The sequence below is a fragment of the Cupriavidus sp. OTU4054 genome (assembly GCF_038440175.1).
GTDB lineage: Bacteria > Pseudomonadota > Gammaproteobacteria > Burkholderiales > Burkholderiaceae > Cupriavidus > Cupriavidus pauculus_D.
Genome location: NZ_JASATF010000056.1, coordinates 1 through 17,306, shown reverse-complemented (window position 1 = coordinate 17,306; position 17,306 = coordinate 1). Strand labels below are relative to the sequence as shown.

The 17,306-nt window shown below is 67.1% G+C and carries 17 protein-coding genes; 11 read left to right on the top strand and 6 right to left on the bottom strand.

Translation table 11 applies throughout. From position 1 onward, the window contains the following. The first annotated feature begins 165 nt into the window (after window positions 1–165). Window positions 166–399: a hypothetical protein gene (locus tag AAHB16_RS32400; RefSeq protein WP_150372426.1), complete on the top strand. Its 234-nt coding sequence runs from the start codon at window positions 166–168 to the stop codon at window positions 397–399. An 837-nt stretch (window positions 400–1,236) separates the two neighbouring features. Beyond that, window positions 1,237–3,141: a DEAD/DEAH box helicase gene (locus tag AAHB16_RS32395; RefSeq protein ID WP_342052912.1), complete on the top strand. Its 1,905-nt coding sequence runs from the start codon at window positions 1,237–1,239 to the stop codon at window positions 3,139–3,141. Between the two features lie 85 nt (window positions 3,142–3,226). Here the strand turns inward: AAHB16_RS32395 and AAHB16_RS32390 are convergent, their stop codons facing one another. Further along, entirely contained in the window at window positions 3,227–4,483 is a 1,257-nt protein-coding gene (locus AAHB16_RS32390; protein WP_342052911.1) for an SUMF1/EgtB/PvdO family nonheme iron enzyme, read from the bottom strand. Between the two features lie 168 nt (window positions 4,484–4,651). Next, the gene (gene egtD, locus AAHB16_RS32385; protein ID WP_150372429.1) at window positions 4,652–5,776 is read right to left on the bottom strand and encodes an L-histidine N(alpha)-methyltransferase; all 1,125 of its coding nucleotides are present in this window, start codon (window positions 5,774–5,776) and stop codon (window positions 4,652–4,654) included. Window positions 5,777–6,308: 532 nt separating this feature from the next. Between egtD and AAHB16_RS32380 the strand changes: the two genes are divergently transcribed. The 4 genes from AAHB16_RS32380 to AAHB16_RS32365 all read left to right on the top strand — a co-directional run bounded on the left by AAHB16_RS32380 (window position 6,309) and on the right by AAHB16_RS32365 (window position 9,220). Then, window positions 6,309–7,025, top strand: coding sequence for a TerC family protein (locus AAHB16_RS32380; protein WP_150372430.1), 717 nt, complete (start codon window positions 6,309–6,311; stop codon window positions 7,023–7,025). A 73-nt stretch (window positions 7,026–7,098) separates the two neighbouring features. Further along, entirely contained in the window at window positions 7,099–7,893 is a 795-nt protein-coding gene (locus AAHB16_RS32375) for a thymidylate synthase (protein WP_150372431.1), read from the top strand. Continuing rightward, window positions 7,890–8,723: a 2-keto-4-pentenoate hydratase gene (locus AAHB16_RS32370; RefSeq protein ID WP_342052910.1), complete on the top strand. Its 834-nt coding sequence runs from the start codon at window positions 7,890–7,892 to the stop codon at window positions 8,721–8,723. The genes AAHB16_RS32375 and AAHB16_RS32370 overlap by 4 nt, the downstream gene beginning before the upstream one ends. Continuing rightward, complete coding sequence (locus AAHB16_RS32365; protein WP_150372433.1) at window positions 8,720–9,220, top strand: dihydrofolate reductase; 501 nt, start codon at window positions 8,720–8,722, stop codon at window positions 9,218–9,220. Before AAHB16_RS32370 ends, AAHB16_RS32365 begins: the two co-directional genes overlap by 4 nt. Before the next feature lie 52 nt (window positions 9,221–9,272). Here the strand turns inward: AAHB16_RS32365 and pmbA are convergent, their stop codons facing one another. Continuing rightward, complete coding sequence (pmbA, locus tag AAHB16_RS32360) at window positions 9,273–10,646, bottom strand: metalloprotease PmbA (protein WP_342052909.1); 1,374 nt, start codon at window positions 10,644–10,646, stop codon at window positions 9,273–9,275. A 57-nt stretch (window positions 10,647–10,703) separates the two neighbouring features. Between pmbA and yjgA the strand changes: the two genes are divergently transcribed. Continuing rightward, on the top strand, window positions 10,704–11,327 hold the full coding sequence (yjgA, locus tag AAHB16_RS32355; protein ID WP_342052913.1) for a ribosome biogenesis factor YjgA: 624 nt from the start codon (window positions 10,704–10,706) through the stop codon (window positions 11,325–11,327). Continuing rightward, window positions 11,324–11,968: a molybdopterin adenylyltransferase gene (gene mog / locus AAHB16_RS32350; protein ID WP_342052908.1), complete on the top strand. Its 645-nt coding sequence runs from the start codon at window positions 11,324–11,326 to the stop codon at window positions 11,966–11,968. Before yjgA ends, mog begins: the two co-directional genes overlap by 4 nt. A 16-nt stretch (window positions 11,969–11,984) precedes the next feature. On the opposite strand, the gene AAHB16_RS32345 is transcribed toward mog, so the two are convergent. After that, window positions 11,985–12,866, bottom strand: a complete 882-nt coding sequence (locus AAHB16_RS32345; RefSeq protein ID WP_150372437.1) for an AEC family transporter — start codon at window positions 12,864–12,866, stop codon at window positions 11,985–11,987. Between the two features lie 76 nt (window positions 12,867–12,942). After that, complete coding sequence (gene orn / locus AAHB16_RS32340; RefSeq protein ID WP_150372438.1) at window positions 12,943–13,575, bottom strand: oligoribonuclease; 633 nt, start codon at window positions 13,573–13,575, stop codon at window positions 12,943–12,945. Window positions 13,576–13,690: 115 nt separating this feature from the next. On the opposite strand from orn, the gene AAHB16_RS32335 reads away from it, so the two are divergent. From AAHB16_RS32335 to AAHB16_RS32325, 3 genes are read left to right on the top strand one after another with little or no spacing between them, the layout of a single operon-like run. Beyond that, window positions 13,691–14,944 carry a M48 family metallopeptidase gene (locus AAHB16_RS32335; protein ID WP_342052907.1) on the top strand — a complete coding sequence of 418 codons (1,254 nt, stop codon included), beginning with the start codon at window positions 13,691–13,693 and terminating at the stop codon, window positions 14,942–14,944. Further along, a complete protein-coding gene (gene rsgA / locus AAHB16_RS32330) occupies window positions 14,941–15,912 on the top strand; it encodes a ribosome small subunit-dependent GTPase A (protein WP_342052906.1) in 972 nt (323 codons plus the stop codon). The genes AAHB16_RS32335 and rsgA overlap by 4 nt, the downstream gene beginning before the upstream one ends. A 4-nt stretch (window positions 15,913–15,916) precedes the next feature. Next, entirely contained in the window at window positions 15,917–16,225 is a 309-nt protein-coding gene (locus AAHB16_RS32325; protein ID WP_150372441.1) for a putative signal transducing protein, read from the top strand. 10 nt (window positions 16,226–16,235) lie between these two features. On the opposite strand, the gene AAHB16_RS32320 is transcribed toward AAHB16_RS32325, so the two are convergent. Continuing rightward, entirely contained in the window at window positions 16,236–17,219 is a 984-nt protein-coding gene (locus AAHB16_RS32320; RefSeq protein WP_150372442.1) for a CobD/CbiB family protein, read from the bottom strand. Between the last annotated feature and the right edge of the window lie 87 nt (window positions 17,220–17,306).

The window sequence follows — 17,306 nt, the reverse complement described above, 5'->3', positions numbered from 1 at the left end:
GGGCCCACCGGGGGGGGGGGGTCCCCCCCCCCGGGGGGGGGGGGGGCCCCCCCTGCCCCCCCCCCCCCCCCGCTTGCCTATACTGGAGTGGACCCGCGCCTGCCCCGGCGCCGTCGCCACGGCGCGCCTGCCGCGCGCGACACGGTCCCCATGCTGGAGAACGCCATGGCAGTGATCGTCATCAGGGATTTGTCGGAAAACGTTGACCTCGACCGCGAGGCGATGTCCGCCATCATGGGCGGCGCGCGCGCGGCAGGCTCGCCACGCTGGCAGTCTTTCCGTCACGCGCATGTGACGCGACTCGTCCAGTATCCGCGGGGAGTGCCCGGCAAGGGACTTCCGGCGGACCCATCGATTGCAGGGCAGGAACGGGTGGCCGGCGTACCACCGCGCGAATAGACGCACGTATGCCGGCTCGCATGCGAGTCGTGGAAAAGTCACTGTGGAAAAGAAAAGCCCGCCAAGAGATTGGCGGGCTTTGTGGTTGCGGACGGGCCCGGATCGCCTGGGTCACGTCACCGGCAAATTCCGGTCATTTCCTGCGTCGCGATGAGTGTGAAGCTTTGGTACCTTGCGTCCATCCCTGGACGGCCGTCCGGACCACCCGGACAGTCGGACCTACCCATACCGACGACAAATGACCGCAATCCCGGCACCGAACGGCAACGCTGGTTGCCGAAGGAGATCGGCGGGACACGTTATCGTCCGCCCCGGGCGGGCACTGTGTGCTCGCGTTTCCCAGTATAGAAAGCCCGGCTTTGCTTTCAAGTCCGCTTCGGACACATCTGCTTACGTTTCGCAGTGCAACATGATCCGGAGTCTTCTGATATACTTCGCGCCGTGAGTTTCGCACTGTGAGTTCCGCACCGCGCCCGCTGAAGTTTCCAAGCCATGGCGTATCCGCAGCCCTCCCAAGCTCTGCCCCCTGCTTCTGTCCACGCAACATTCGAGACAGGTGCCGGCCAGATCGCACCGCTCACCGCCCGTTGCCTCGTCTCCGATCCTGTTCCGAACAGCCCGCATTCTGGAGCTGTTTGCCTGTCAGGGACCCGCCCGGATTTTCCGCGCGCCCCTGCCTGCCGCCGTATTCACAGCCCACAGCACACTGCTGAGTCTGTCGAACGGCCTCACCGATTGGCGCCGAAGCCTTTTTAAGACTTTGACCTTGGGTTCGCCCATCGCGCCCACCCCGTGTTCCGAAACGCCGGGGTGAATGCATCACTGAAAACCTACGACATGACCCAGCACGATTTCCGTGCGGAGCAAGATATTGCCTCCGCCGACACGACTATCTCGACGATTTCGCAAGACACCGCCGCCGCCACGCAGAGCCCGCTCGACAAGCTCGACGCGATGCTCAACGGCGACGCGCCTGTTGCCGGCGAACAAGCTGCCCCGGCCGCTGACGCCACCGACGCCGCACCGAACGGCTTTGCCTTGCTCGGCCTCGACGCCGCCATCCTGCGCGCGCTGAGCGACGCCAACTACAACACGCCGACGCCGGTCCAGGCGCAGGCCATTCCCGCATTTATCGCCGGCCGCGACCTGCTGGTCTCGAGCCAGACCGGCTCGGGCAAGACCGCCGCGTTCATGCTGCCCGCGATCCAGCGCATCAGCGAGAAGCCCGCGCCCAACCGCCCGCGTGCCGAAGAACCGACCAAGCGCATCAAGGGTAAGCGCCCCCGTCCGTCGCCCGCGCAGCCGTCGCTGCTCGTGCTGACGCCGACGCGCGAACTCGCACTGCAGGTGACGGAAGCCGCCGCCAAGTACGGCCGCTATCTGCGCCGCATCGTGTGCGCGAGCATCCTGGGCGGCATGCCCTACCCGAAGCAGCTCGCGATGCTCTCGAAGATGCCTGACATCCTCGTGGCCACGCCGGGCCGCCTGCTCGACCATATCGAAGCCGGCCGCATCGATCTGTCGCAACTCGACATGCTCGTGTTCGACGAAGCCGACCGCATGCTGGACATGGGCTTTGCCGACGACATCGACGCGATCGTCGCGGCCACGCCGGCCTCGCGCCAGACGCTGATGTTCTCGGCCACGCTCGACGCCCGCATCGCCCAACTGGCTTCGCGCCAGCTGCGCGACCCGCAGCGCATCGAGATCGCCGCCGTGCGCGCCGACCAGAGCAACATCGAACAGCGCCTGCACTACACCGACGACATGTCGCACAAGGAGCGCCTGCTCGACCATCTGCTGCGCGATGCCTCGCTGAAGCAGGCCATCGTGTTCACGGCGACCAAGCGCGACGCGGACTCGCTCGCGGAACGCCTGTCGGACACCGGCTTCTCGGCTGGCGCCCTGCACGGCGACATGACGCAAGGCGCGCGCAACCGCACGCTGACGGCCCTGCGCCGCGGCAACCTGCGCGTGCTCGTGGCGACCGATGTGGCCGCGCGCGGCATCGACGTGCCCGATATCACCCACGTGGTGAACTTCGACCTGCCCAAGCAGGCCGAGGACTACGTGCACCGTATCGGCCGTACCGGCCGCGCGGGACGCTCGGGCATCGCGATCAACCTCGTGAACCACGGTGACGTGTTCCAGTGGCGCCGCATCGAGCGCTTCACGAACAACCGCATCGACGCTTCGGTCATCGAAGGCCTGGAACCGCGTCGCACGCCCAAGCCCCGTCAGGGCTTCGGCGGCAAGCCGGGCGGCCCGCGTGGCGGCAACGGCGGCGGCTACCGCGGCAATGGTGGCGGCTACCGTGGCAACAACGGCGGCGAGCGCACCTTTGGCGACCGTAATTTCGGCGACCGCAATGGCGGCGGCGAGCGTCGCTTCGGCGGCGAGAGCCGCGGCTTCGGCGACCGTGGCAATGCGGGCGGCTTCGGCGATCGCGGCGAGAACCGCGGTTTCGGCGACCGTGGCAATGCAGGCGGCTTCGGCGATCGCGGCACCGGTGGCTACCGTGGCCAGGGTCAAGGCCAGGGCCAGGGCCAGCAACGCACGTTCGGTGATCGCAATTTCGGTGACCGCAGCTTTGGCAACCGCGATGGCAACCGTGACGGTAACCGCAGCTTCGGCAACCGCGAAGGCGGTCAGCGCGACGGCAATCGTGGTGGCTTCGGCGGTGGCAACAGCGGCGGCGGCTTCGGCGGCCAGCGCAACAGCCGCTCGCGCTACGAGCGTTAAGCCTCCCGCCCGTGGGTAACACGGGCGATGGACAGACAACGGGCGCCCGAGAGATCGGGCGCCCGTTGTCGTTTACGTTCGGCTTTTACAGCGCGCAGCTGCGGAAGCCCACGAACGACACGTCGTCCTCGGGCAGCAGCGCCGTGCGCGCGCGCGTATGGCGCTGGCGCGGCGCGCTCGCGAACGAGACGCCGCGCGTGACCTGATGCGTGGCAAACCGCCCCACGATCTCGGCATCGACGGGGCTCGCCTCGAAACCCGCGTACGGTTCGTAGGGCGTGGCGGTCCACTCGCGCAGCGCGCCCCACTGCAGCCCGCGGTTCTGCGTGGCCGCGAGTTCCCACTCGACCTCGGCCGGCAGCCGGCGCCCGGCCCACACGCACCAGGCCTGCGCCTCGTACAGCGTGACGTGACGCACGGGCTCGTCGGGATTGAGCGTGCGCAGCGTGCCGAAGCGCGACACCATCCAGGCGCGCGTCTCGGGGTGCCGCGACCAGTAGCGCGGCGCCGAGCGCTCCTGCGTCATCAGCCACTGGCGTCCCGCCGCCGACCACCACGCGGGGTGCTCGTAGCCGCGGTCCTCCACGAAGTCCAGGAAGTGCGCGTTGGTGACGAGCGCCGCGTCCATCTCGAACGCGGGCACGTACGTCTGCTGCGGCGGCAGTTCGTCGGGCAAGGCAAACCCGTCCGCGTCGCTCCATCCCTGCACGAAGCGCCCACCGGGAAAATGCAGCGTGCCCGCATAGCCGGCCGTCAGCGCCGGCGCGGGCGTGGCCGGGCCCACGGGCGCCATATCGAGCGCCTGCAGCAGCGCGGCGATGGTCTCGCCCTGTGCATCCTCGTGGAACAGCGCGCGGCGGAAGGGATAGAGCGTGTCGTCGTTGTCGTCCGGCAGCAGCGCGATACGGCGCAGGAGGCCGTCGAGCACATCGGCCGCGTACTGCTTGACCACGGCGACATCCGGCAGCGCGATCTCCCAGCGTTCGTCGGGACCGATGCGCTCGGGATCGAACCATTCGTCGGCGCCGTCGAGCCGGGACGGCTCGCGCGCCACGGGCAGCCGCAGGCCACCGTGCTCGAGCTCGTGCACGCCGCGCAGACACCACCATTCGGCGTGCCACGCGATATGGCCCAGCGTCCATAACGGCGGATTGCAGTCGTACTGCCGGTCCACCTGCCAGCCCCGGCGCGTCTGGCCGAAAGCGGCGAGCCAGCCAAGCGTGCGGTTGCGGGCCTCGACCAGTGCCTGCGCCAATCCCTCGCGCGGCAGCCGGCGGGCATCGGCCCAGGCCGCCTGGCCGCCAGTAAAGAAGAGATCGGGAAGCATGGAGAAGCCGCTCATCGAAGCATCCGTCCGAGAAAGGTGAAAAGATTGCCGAATATGGCGTCCGCGCACGGACGCACGAAAGCCCGGGCTGCGCGAATTATGACATCGCGCCCCGGGCCCCGCTTTTTCGTACTGCTTTTCCGACCTGCCGGTCAGGTTACTGCGCGACGGCGTTCCGCCGCATCACCCGCGCGCGTGGAACACCGCGAACCAGCCGCGCGGATCGGTCCAGCACACCGGATCGGTGAATCCCGCGGCCTCCAGCAGCAGCGAGAAATCGTCGGGCCGGTACTTGTATGAATCCTCGGTATGGATGCGCTCGCCCGCCGCGAACGCGCGCTCGCCGCCCGGCCAGCGCACCCGCACGTCGCGCGTGGCGGCCAGATGCATCTGCACGCGCGAGGCCTCGCGATCGAAGCTCGCCTCGTGGCGCCAGTCGGCCACCGCAAAGTCGCTGCCGACGATACGGTTGAGATTGCGCAGCACGTTGCGGTTGAACGCGGCGGTCACGCCCAGCGCGTCGTCATAGGCGGCCACCAGCGTGTCCGCGTCCTTGTGCAGGTCCACGCCGATCAGCACGCCATCGCCGCGCCCGGCCACGCCGCGCAGCCGCTGAAGCAGCGCCAGCGCGTCCATCGGCGCGAAATTGCCGATGCTCGAGCCCGGGTAGAAGAACAGCCGCCGTCCGCGCCGGACGCTGGACGGCAGATCGAGGGGACTGCACAGATCGGCGCCGAGCCCGAGCATCGGGATCTGCGGATGCTGCTGCTGGAGGCCGGTGAGCGTATCGCGCAGAAACTCCACCGAGATATCCACGGCCACGTACTGGGCGGGCTGCAGGCTGCCGAACATGCGGGCGGCCTTCTCGCAGTTGCCGGCGCCGAGGTCGATCAGCACGCAGCCGCTGCCCGCGCGCGCGGCAATGGCCGGCGACGCCGCCGCGAAGATCGAGGCCTCGGTACGGGTGGGGTAGTACTCGGGCAGATCGGTGATGGCTTCGAACAGCCGCGAGCCCAGGACGTCGTAGAAGAATTTCGGGCTGATGCCCGCCTGCGGCCGGTTCAGGCCCGCGACGATCTCGTCGCGGAGCGCGCCGCTGTCCTCGCGATACTGCTGGACGAACTGTGGCTGAAGACCCGCCTTCGCATGTGCATGGCCGTTGCCGAGCGGCACCACGGCGCCGCCCTGGTGACCGTTGGAGGCGTGGCCATTCGTCGCGTGGGATTCCTGGGGAGCGGTGTGGTTGTGCGGGCGATGCGGGGCGGTGCGGGAAGGTGTCGGGTTCAGCGGTGTCGTTGAGGCCGGCATGACATTGTCCTTGTTGTCGATGGGGCACTACATGAATCCCTGGAACAGACCGCGCTGACCGGCAGGCGCGGCGGCGAAGGGGTCCGCTTCTGTGTGGTCTGAAGCGTACCTGCCGATGCCAATCTCACAAGCATAGGTGTATATCCTGAGGCGTGCCGAGTCGTTTGCATCGGCTTACAAACTCGATGCGTGCTTTTTTCACCACATCCGGGCGAATGCGGCGCAACATTTCCTGAAAAAGTTCGCTTATAATCCGCTCCAGCGCGATCACAAAAATCGCGTCCCTTCAAAGGGGAGTAGCTTGGGGGCCGATGCCCTTAGCACAATCGTCATTCCGAGACGCGGCCAAAATCTGCCGTCTCCGGTTGTGCTGACACTGACGCGCATTCCGCGGCAGCCGTCGAGCAAGACCTTTGCAACCTGGTTTCATGGTTTGCAAAGGCGCGGCTCCCACACCTCGTGTGTCTCCCGCAGTTCTCCATGATCCCAGGCGATAAACCAAGCGTTATTCGCACCTGAGGAGTGTCAATTCATGGAGTGGTTCACCGATCTGTTCACGATGCAGTTCCTGACGGCGCTGCTGTCGATCGTCGTCATCGACCTGGTTCTCGCTGGCGACAATGCCATCGTGATCGCGCTGGCGGCGCGCAATCTCCCGCCGCACCTGCAGAAAAAAGCCATCATCTGGGGCACCATCGGTGCCGTGGTCGTCCGTTCCGCGATGACCATCGGCGTGGTCTGGCTGCTCAAGATCCCCGGTCTGCTGCTGGTTGGCGGCCTGGCGCTGGTCTGGATCGCCTACAAGCTGCTGTCGGCCGACGATAACGGCGACGAGCATGGCGCGGGCGCGAGCACGCTGGTCGGCGCGATGAAGACGATCATCATCGCCGACGCGGTGATGGGCGTGGATAACGTGCTGGCCGTGGCCGGCGCCGCGCACGGCAGCTTCCTGCTCGTGGTGCTGGGCCTGCTGATCAGCATCCCGATCGTGGTCTGGGGTTCGAGCCTCGTGCTCAAGCTGATGGCGCGCTTCCCGGTGATCATCTACGTCGGCTCCGGCGTGCTGGCGTTCACCGCCGTCAAGATGGTCTCGCACGAGCCGCTGATCAAGGACTTCTTCGTCCAGTATCCGGTGGCGCTGTGGGCGATGTATGTCGTGTTCGTCGGCGGTGTGCTCGGTGCCGGCTACCTGGCACAGAAGCGCCGGGGCGATCGTGCGGAGAGCGGTGAGGCCGTGACCGGCCACTGATCGGGATAGAATATCCGCTGTGCGACGGGGGCCGCTGAGGCCCCCGTCTCGTTTACCCCCTTATTCCGCGCCGATGAAACAATATCTCGACTTCATGCGCCATGTTTACGAGCATGGCACCGAAAAGTCCGACCGCACTGGGACAGGCACCCGCTCGGTGTTCGGCTACCAGATGCGCTTCGATCTGCGCGAGGGCTTCCCGGTGGTCACCACCAAGAAGCTGCACCTGAAGTCGATCATTCACGAGCTGCTGTGGTTCCTCCAGGGCTCCACCAATGTGAAGTACCTGCAGGACAACGGCGTCTCGATCTGGGACGAATGGGCCGACCCGCAAGGCGAGCTCGGTCCGATCTACGGTTACCAGTGGCGTAACTGGCCCGCGCCCAATGGCGAGCATATCGACCAGATCGCGCAGGTGGTCGAGCAGATCCGCAAGACGCCCGATTCGCGCCGGCTGATCGTCTCCGCCTGGAACGTCGGCGAGATTCCGCAGATGAAGCTGCCGCCCTGCCATGCGTTCTTCCAGTTCTATGTGGCCGACGGCCGGCTCTCCTGCCAGCTCTACCAGCGCAGCGCCGATATCTTCCTCGGCGTGCCGTTCAATATCGCGAGCTACGCGCTGCTGACGCATATGGTCGCGCAGCAGACGGGCCTCGACGTCGGCGACTTCGTGTGGACGGGCGGCGACTGCCACCTGTACAGCAATCACCTCGAGCAGGTACGCACGCAGCTGTCGCGCGAACCGATGGCGCTGCCGCGACTGAAGATCCTGCGCAAGCCGGACAGCATCTTCGACTATCGCTACGAGGACTTCGAGCTCGTCGGCTACGAATCGCATCCCGCGATCAAGGCGCCGGTGGCCGTATGACCATGACCCAGAAGACATTGACGCCGGACGCGCTGGCCGGCATGGCGGCAGCGTTTCAACGCGCGCAAACGGCGCGCGGCACCGTGGATGCCGAGACCTCGGCGCTGCTGCGCAACATCGATATTGCCAATGGATATCGCGCGGGCCGTGCCTTGCACGAGCGCCTGGTGGCCGGCGGGCTGCGGCCCGTGGGCCGCAAGATCGGCTGCACCAATACCGCGACGTGGGGCAAGCTCGGCATCGATGCGCCGATCGTCGCGCATGTCTACGCGCAGACCGTGGTGAACGGCGCGGGCGACACCGTGGCCGTGCCCTGGACCACGCTGCATGCGCCGCGTATCGAGCTCGAGCTCGCGTTCCGGCTCAAGGCCACGCCCGTTGCGGGGCAATCGCTGGAAGCGCTGATCGACTGCGTCGATTGGGTGGCACCGGCGATCGAGGTCGTCGATGGACACGTCGATCCGGCGATCGGTTCGCCCGCGACGATCCTCTGCGACTTCGGCGCGCATGCGTCGCTGCTGCTTGGCGAGCCGATCGCGCTGGCCGGGTTGCCGCCGCTGACGCCGGCGACGTTCGCCGGCATCACGGCCACGCTGCGGGTCGGCGAGACCGTGCTGCCCGGTGGCGCGGTGAACGTGATGGGCAATCCGCTGGTGTCGCTGGCGGCCGCGATCGAGATCGCCGCCGGACTGTCCGCGCCGATCGAGGCGGGCGAGATCGTGACGACCGGCGCGCTGGTGGGGCCTGTGGCGCTGGAGGCGGGTCAGCAATGGCGTGGCCGGCTGTCGTTCGCCGGCCGTGACGACCTGACGGTGGGGCTGGACGCATGACGCTGTTGACGTTGATCGTTGCGCGCGCGCGCAACGGCACCATTGGCCGCGACAACACGCTGCCGTGGCGGTTGCCCGAGGATCTGGCCTATTTCAAACGCACGACCATGGGGGCGCCCGTCATCATGGGGCGCAAGACCTGGGATTCGATCGGCCGGCCGCTGCCGGGCCGCCGCAATATCGTCGTGAGCCGCAATGCGGCGCTGCGGCTCGACGGGGCCGACGTGGTCGGCTCGCTCGAGGATGCGCAGCGGTTGTGCGTCGGCGTGGAGCAGGTGTTTCTGATCGGGGGCGCGCAGCTGTATGCGGAGGCGCTGCCCAGCGCCGATCGGCTATATGTGACCGAAATCGATGCCGATATCGAGGGCGACGCGGTGTTTCCCGCGGTCGATCTTGCGAAGTGGGTCGAGTTGTCGCGCGAGACGCATCATTCGGAAGCCAATGGCTTCGATTATGCGTTCGTGAAGTACGAGCGGCCGCCTTCGGGCGAGGAGTAACGGCGAGGAGCAAGATTGCCCCTCTCCCCGCAGGGCGAGGGGCAATCGACCATCAATTGCCGGCGATCGTCATCTGCTCGATCAGGATCGAGCCCGTTTCCTTCGTGCCCCGCACCAGCGCGTCCGCGCCGATGCCGACGATCTGCCTGAACATCTCGGGCATGCTGCCCGCGATCGTGATTTCTTCCACCGGGTACTGGATCACGCCGTTCTCCACCCAGTAGCCCGACGCGCCGCGCGAATAATCGCCCGTCACGTAGTTCACGCCCTGCCCCATCAGTTCCGTCACCAGCAGACCCGTGCCCATCTTGCGCAGCATGGCGGCAAAGTCGTCGCCGGCCTTCGTCAGGTTGCTCGTCAGCGTCAGGTTGTGCGAGCCGCCGGCGTTGCCGGTGGTCTTCATGCCGAGCTTGCGCGCCGAGTACGTCGACAGGAAATAGCCCTCGACCACACCATCGCGCACGACGTCGCGCGCATGGGTGCGCACGCCTTCCTCGTCGAACGGGGCGCTGCCCATCGCGCCCGGCACGTGCGGCTGCTCGTGGATCTGGATATGCGGCGCGAACACGGCCTTGCCCAGCGTGTCGTGCAGGAACGTGGACTTGCGGTACAGCGCGCCGCCCGAGACCGCCTGCACGAAGGCACCGAGCAGGCCCGCCGCGAGCGGGGCCTCGAACAGGACCGGGCACTTGCGCGTGGAAAGCTTGCGCGCATTCAGGCGGGCCAGCGCGCGTTCCGCCGCATAGCGGCCGATGTCCTCGGGTGCCGCGAGCGCCTTCGGCGAACGCTTGGACGAATACCAGTCGTCACGCTGCATGCCACCGCCCGAACCGGCGATGGGCGCACACGAAATGAAATGGCGCGAATACGGATAGCCGCCCACGAAGCCGCGCGAGGTGGCGAGCACGAACTGCGAATGCTGCGCGGATACGCTCGCGCCGTCGCTATTGCGGATCTTCGGCGATACCGCGAACGCGGCGGCCTCCGAGCGGCGCGCGATATCGATCGCGCCCTCGGCCGTCACGGTCCACGGATGGAACAGATCGAGGTCGCGCGGCGAACGCTCGAGCAACTCTTCCTCGGCGAGGCCCGCGCAATCGTCCTCGGCGGTGAAACGCGCAATGTTGTAGGCGGCCTCGGCCGTGGCGCGCAGCGCCGCCGGCGAGAAATCGGACGTGCTCGCATTGCCGCGGCGCTGGCCGATCATCACGGTCACGCCCACCACCTTGTCGCGGTTCTGCTCGATGGTCTCGACCTGGCCCTTGCGCACCGTGACCGACAGCCCGCTACCCTCGGAAATCTCCGTCGCGGCGTCGGTGGCACCGAGTTCGCGCGCGATACGCAGCACGTCGGCCGCCATCTCGCGAAGCTGGTCCTGGCTGTGGGTGAAATGCGCGGTTTGTTGCGAAACGGCAGAGGTGTCCATGTGGGCGGGTATCGGCTAAAGTCCAAACGACAATCATAGCAAGATAAAATGCGCGCCATGACGCGAAATACCCGTAGCCGATCCAATCCCTCCAATCCCCGCTTCGGTGCCTTCAACCCCGAGCCGGATGACGACGACACGCCGAAAAGCAAGTCGCAGAAGAAACGCGACATGACGGCGCTCCAGGACCTGGGCGTCGAGCTCGAGGCCCTGCCCAAGGACCGCCTGGCGCGCGTGCCGATGCCCGAGGCCCTGGCCGACGCCATCCATGCGGCGCGCAAGATCAACAGCCACGAAGGCAAGCGGCGCCAGATGCAGTTCGTCGGCAAGGTCATGCGTGGCCTCGAAGACGACGAGGTGGACGCCATCCGCGGCGCCCTCGAAGGTTTCAAGGGCACCAGCAAGGCCGAAACCGCCCGCCTGCACCTGATCGAGCGCTGGCGCGAACTGCTGCTGACGGACGACGAGTCGCTGACCAAATTCCTCGGCGAGCACCCCGGCGTGGACGTACAGGCCGTGCGCAACACCATCCGCAACGCCCGCCGGGAACAGCAGATGGCCAAGCCGCCGAAGTCGTTCCGCGAGCTGTTCCAGATCATCAAGTCCGCGCTGGAGGAGAAGGACGCCGCCAGGGACGCGGCCGCCGCCGCCCAGCCCCCTTCCCCGGAGTCCGACGCATGACGCAGCCCAGCAGCGCACCGATCACGTCTCCCGTGAGCCGCCGCCATCCCGACGAGCTCGTGGTCGGCCTGGTCTCGATCTCCGACCGCGCCTCGGCCGGCACCTATCAGGACGAAGGCATCCCCGCGCTGCGCGAATGGCTCGGCCGGGCGCTGACGTCGCCCTGGCAGGCCGTGGAGAAGCTGATTCCCGACGAGCAGGCGCTGATCTCGCGCACGCTGATCGAACTGGTCGATGTGGCCGGCTGCGACCTCGTGCTGACGACCGGCGGCACGGGCCCGTCGCGGCGCGACGTGACGCCCGAGGCCACGCTGGCGGTCGGCACGAAGGAAATGCCCGGTTTTGGCGAGCAGATGCGCGCGGTGAGCCTGCATTTCGTGCCGACGGCGATCCTGTCCCGGCAGGTGGCCGTGATCCGCGAGACCGCGAGCCGCGCGGCGCTGATCGTGAACCTGCCCGGCCAGCCGCGCGCGATCCGGGAAACGCTGGAAGGATTGCGCGATGCCGATGGCAAACCCATCGTGCAGGGCGTGTTTGCGGCGATCCCCTACTGCATCGACCTGATTGGCGGGCCGTATATGGAATGCGACGAGGCGATCGTCAAGGCGTTCCGCCCGAAGAACGCGATCCGGCAGAAATAAGGGCCCCGACCGCGGCCTAGCGCAGGCCGAGGTAGAGCCCGATGGGCACGAAGACCACGGCCGCGATATTGCCGAGCAGCACGATCGAGGCCACCTGATCCGGCTCCTGCCGGAAATGGTCGGCCACGAGGAAGTTGAGCACCGCGGGCGGCAGCGCCGCGAACACGAACAGCAGCCCGCGCTGGAGGTCGGTCATCGGCACCAGCGCCACCAGCAGCAGCGCCACCGCGATACCCGCGAGCGGGCAGACCGCGGCGCCCCACATCCCCATTCCCCAGTTGCGCAGGCTCACGTCCTTCATGCGCACGCCGAGCGCGAACAGCATCAGCGGCACCGTGGCATCGCCGAGCAGCTTGATCGATTCGTAGATCGGCTCGGGCAGCGCGAACCACGGCTTGGCCAGCGACAGCGCGACGCCCGCCACCGTGGCGAGCACCATCGGATTGCGCACGATCTGCGCCAGCGAGGCATGCCGGTTGACGATCTTGAGGCCGATCGTGAAATGCATGAGGTTGGACATCGCGAACAGCGCCACGGCGGGGGCCAGCCCGGCCGGCCCGAACGCGAAGACCGACAACGGCAGCCCCATGTTGCCGCTGTTGTTGAACATCATCGGCGGCACGAACGTGCGCGGATCCGCGCCGAGCAGCCGCGCGGCCACATAGGCCAGCAACCCGGACCCGAGCACCACCGCCACCGCGCAGGCCAGCAGCACGAGCTGGTCGGCAAGCACGAAGTCCTTGCTGATGAACGCGGAGACCACGAGCAGCGGCGCGATGACATCGAGCGTCGCGCGGTTGATGCCCGTCATGTCCGGATGGGCGCGTCGTCCGTAAATCCAGCCGATCAGGATGATCAGGATGACTGGGGTGATGATCGAGACGATGCGCGTGAACATGGGGGAGAGGTGCGGGATGACGACGACGCGCGCCGAGCCGGTCCGGCCGCCCGGCGCGCGACAGGACGGGTGAAGCTCAGGCCGCGGGTGCGGCAGGCGCGGCGGGCGTCTCGCTGGCGGCGGCTTCCGCTGCCGACGAGCGAATGAAGTGCGTGCGGTAGTAGCGCAGTTCTTCCACGGACTCGAGGATGTCGGCCAGCGCGGTATGGAGCTGGCGCTTGACAAAGCCCTTGTGGATCGCCGGCTCCCAGCGCTTGCAAAGCTCCTTCAGCGTGGACACGTCGAGGTTGCGGTAGTGGAAGAACGCCTCCAGCTTGGGCATGTAGCGCGCCATGAAGCGGCGGTCCTGGCAGATCGAGTTGCCGCACATCGGCGACTTGCTGGCCGGCACCCAGCGCTTGAGAAAGGCCAGCAGTTCCGTTTCGGCCTGCGCTTCGGTCAGCGTGGAAGCCTTGACCTTGTCGATCAGGCCCGAACGGCCATGGGTGCCCTTGTTCCAGTTGTCCATGCCGTCGAGGACGGCATCTTCCTGGTGGATCACGAGCACCGGGCCCTCGGCCAGGATGTTCAGTTCGGAATCGGTAACGACCACCGCGATCTCGATGATGCGGTCGGTATCGGGCTGCAGCCCGGTCATCTCCATATCCAGCCAGATCAGGTTGTTTTCGCTCTTGACGGATGGGGAGGCGGTGCTGGCTACGTGTGTCATGGGGTCGGGGACGGCTTGGAAGGTACGAACAACTTATAATTCTCGCATATCTGCCCAAAATGGCCGGCCGCGCACTTGCGCGTCGGGCCGGGCGTCCCCCGCAAAGGCCTTGCCGATGTCCACGTTCACCCTGATTTTCCTCGCCGCGCTCGTGATCATGGTTGCAACCAAGCTGTGGCTCGCCGCCCGGCAGGTCCGCCATGTCGCGCAGCACCGCCATGCCGTCCCGGCCCGCTTTGCCGATACCATCGCGCTGGCCGCGCACCAGAAAGCCGCCGACTACACGGTGGCGCGCACGCGCCTGTCGATGCTCGAGGTGCTGACCAGCGCCGCGGTGCTGATCGGCTTCACCATGCTCGGCGGGCTGCAATGGCTCAACGAGTTCTGGCTCGGCGCGTTCGGGCCCGGTTATGCGTACGGCATCGCGCTGATCGCCAGCGTCGCCCTGATCGGCGGCCTCGTCGATCTGCCCTTTTCGCTCTACGGGCAATTCGGCATCGAACAGCGCTTCGGCTTCAACAAGATGACGTTCGGTCTCTGGCTCGTGGACCTCGTCAAGATGACGGCCGTCGCGTGCGTGCTGGGCGCCCCGCTGCTGCTGGCCGTGCTCTGGCTGATGGACCGCACGGGCGACTACTGGTGGGCCTGGACGTGGCTGCTATGGGTGGGGTTCAGCCTGCTGCTGCATGTCATCGCCCCGACCTACATTGCCCCGCTGTTCAACAAATTCGAGCCGCTGAACGACGACAGCCTGCGCGCGCGCATCGAGGCGCTGCTGCGCAAGTGCGGCTTTGCCAGCAAGGGCGTGTTCGTAATGGACGGCAGCCGCCGCAGCGCGCACGGCAATGCGTATTTCACGGGCTTTGGCGCCGCCAAGCGCATCGTGTTCTTCGACACGCTGCTGGCACGCCTGGACGGCGAGGAAATCGAGGCGGTGCTCGCGCACGAGCTCGGCCACTTCAAGCGCCGCCATATCGCCAAGATGATGCTGGTCACGTTCGTGCTGTCGCTCGTGTTCCTCGGCGTGCTCGGCTGGATGTCGACGCGCGCGTGGTTCTACATGGGCCTGGGCGTCGCGCCGAACTTCGGCAGCGACAACCATGCGCTCGCGCTCGTGCTGTTCTTCCTCACGCTGCCGGTATTCACGTTCGTGCTCGGCCCGCTCGCGAGCCAGTCGTCGCGCCGCCACGAGTTCGAGGCCGACGAGTTCGCGGCCAGCCAGACCAACGCGGGGCACCTCGTGTCCGCGCTGGTCAAGCTGTACAAGGACAATGCGTCCACGCTGACGCCCGACCCGCTCTATAGCGCGTTCTACTATTCCCACCCGCCCGCGGCCCAGCGGATCGACCGGCTGCTGGCGCACGCATGACCCGTAGCGCGCGCCACCACAACGCCGGCAAGGGCACCGGCAACAGCTCCAGTACCGAAGCGGCCATCGTCATCGCCGCGCATGGCCGGCACTACGTCGTCGAGCTTGCCGGCGGCGAGCGGCTGCATGCATTTCCGCGCGGCAAGAAGAGCGACTGCGCGGTGGGCGACCATGTGCGCATCGAGCGGGCCGCGGCCGACCAGGGCGTGATCGCGGCCGTCGATCCGCGCCGCAACCTGCTGCACCGTTCAGACCAGTTCAAGTCGAAGCTGCTCGCGGCCAATATCGATCAGGTCATCATCGTGCTGGCCACGGAGCCGAGTTTCTCGGAAGACCTGCTCGGCCGCGCGCTGGTCTCGGCCGAAGCGCTCGAGATCCGGCCGCTCGTGATCCTCAACAAGACCGACCTGCCGGACCGGCTCGAGGACGCGCGGCGGCGGCTCGCGCTCTATCGCGACCTCGGCTACGAAACGCTCGAGCTGTCGGTGCACGCGCAGCCCGACCACGCGCTGGCGCAATTGCAGCCGCGCACGGCCGGGGTCTCCAGCATCCTGATCGGCCAGTCGGGCATGGGCAAATCCTCGCTGCTGAACCTGCTGATTCCGGGCGTGGAAGCACAGACGCGCGAGATCTCCGCCAAGCTGGACTCGGGCAAGCACACGACCACGTTCACGCGGCTCTATCACTTGCCCGACGCGTGGGCGACGGTCGATGGCCGGCCCGGCTACCTGATCGATTCGCCCGGGTTTCAGGAATTCGGCCTGCACCATCTGAGCGAAGGCATGCTCGAACGGGCGTTTCCGGAATTCCGGCCGCGCCTGACCGAATGCCGGTTCTACAATTGCCACCATATCAACGAGCCCGGCTGCGGGGTGCTGGCGGCCATCGAGGCGGGAGAGATCTCGCCGCGCCGGCACGAGCTCTACACGCAGCTGCTCCACGAATCGCGTCAGCAGAAGCCCTGGTAAGACCGTGAAACTGCTGTTGAGAGCCTCGTCGCTGGTTCATGCCGCGCACTGCCGCAACGTGCTGCGCGCGGCGGGCATCGACGCCGAGTTGCGCAACACGTGGCTGGCCGGCGCGGCCGGCGATATTCCGTTTCAGGAGAGTTCGCCGCAGGTGTGGATCCACGAGAGCGCGAGCGAGAAGGAGGCGTGGGCCGTGCTCAATGCGGCCGCCAATCCCGCGCCCGGGCCGCGCTGGCATTGCGCGGCCTGCGACGAGTGGCATGAAGCCCAGTTTGCCGCGTGCTGGCGGTGCGGCAGGATGAACGAGGTCTAGTCCGCCGACGCTAGCCCACCCACAGCGCCAGCGACAGCATCGCCAGCAGCAGCATCCACAGCACCACCGCGCGCCAGACCAGCCCCACGGCCGACTGCAGCGTGCGCACGCCCGGTTCCATGCCGAACTCGGGCGGTACCGGATCCGGACCGATATCCTCCATGCCCGGCGCGTAATCGACGCCGGCGAGGCTCGTGCGCAGCATCACGCTCGAGTCGTCCTCGGCCAGCGGCGTGCCGAGCCGCACGCCAAGCGCCCCGCCCCCGCTCGCAAGCAGGATCCCGTTGACGGCATCGTTCCACTTGCGCGCGTGGTTGCGCCAGGCGTACACAGCGTCCTCGAAATTGCCGACGATCGCAAAACCGATCGCGGTCAGCCGGGACGGGACCCAGTCCAGCACATAGAACGCCTGGGCGGCAAAGCGGCCGAGCGCGGGGCTGCGCTCGTTGGACGGCAGGTTCCACTGGCGGCCCAGATACTCGGCCACGCGATAGAGCACCACGCCGCCCGGGCCGATCGGCACGAGAAACCAGAAGAACACGCCGAAGACATGGCGATGCACGGCGACGATGGCCGCTTCGAGCGTATGGCGCACGATCTCGCTCACGGGCATCTCGATGGTTTCGAGCCCCGTCCACTCGGCCAGCAGCGTGCGCGCGGTCAGCACGTCGTCGCGGTTGAGCGCTTCGTGGATATCGGTGAAATAGTGGCTGAACTGCCGGAAGCCGAGCGTGAGGTACAGCAGCAGCACATTCCACGCGAGCGTGAGTGCCACGCTGATCGACGCGAGCAGGTAATGGACGATGACGGCCGCAAGCGTGAGCGGCAGCACGACGGTGAGCCACGCCAGCGCGGCATCGCGGCGGCGTCCGGTGTCGAACGCGTGCTCGGCCCGTTCGCCCAGCACGCGGACGATGTCATGAATCGGGTTGTTGCGGCCCAGGGCCCGGAACTGCTCGGCGATCAGCGCCAGGAGGATGGAAACAAAGGTCATCTCGGAACTGACATTCGGAATCTACGATTCGGAACTGCGTGCGCGGGGGCGGCGCCCGACGGGGGGCCCGGCGGAGGGTCGGATAGC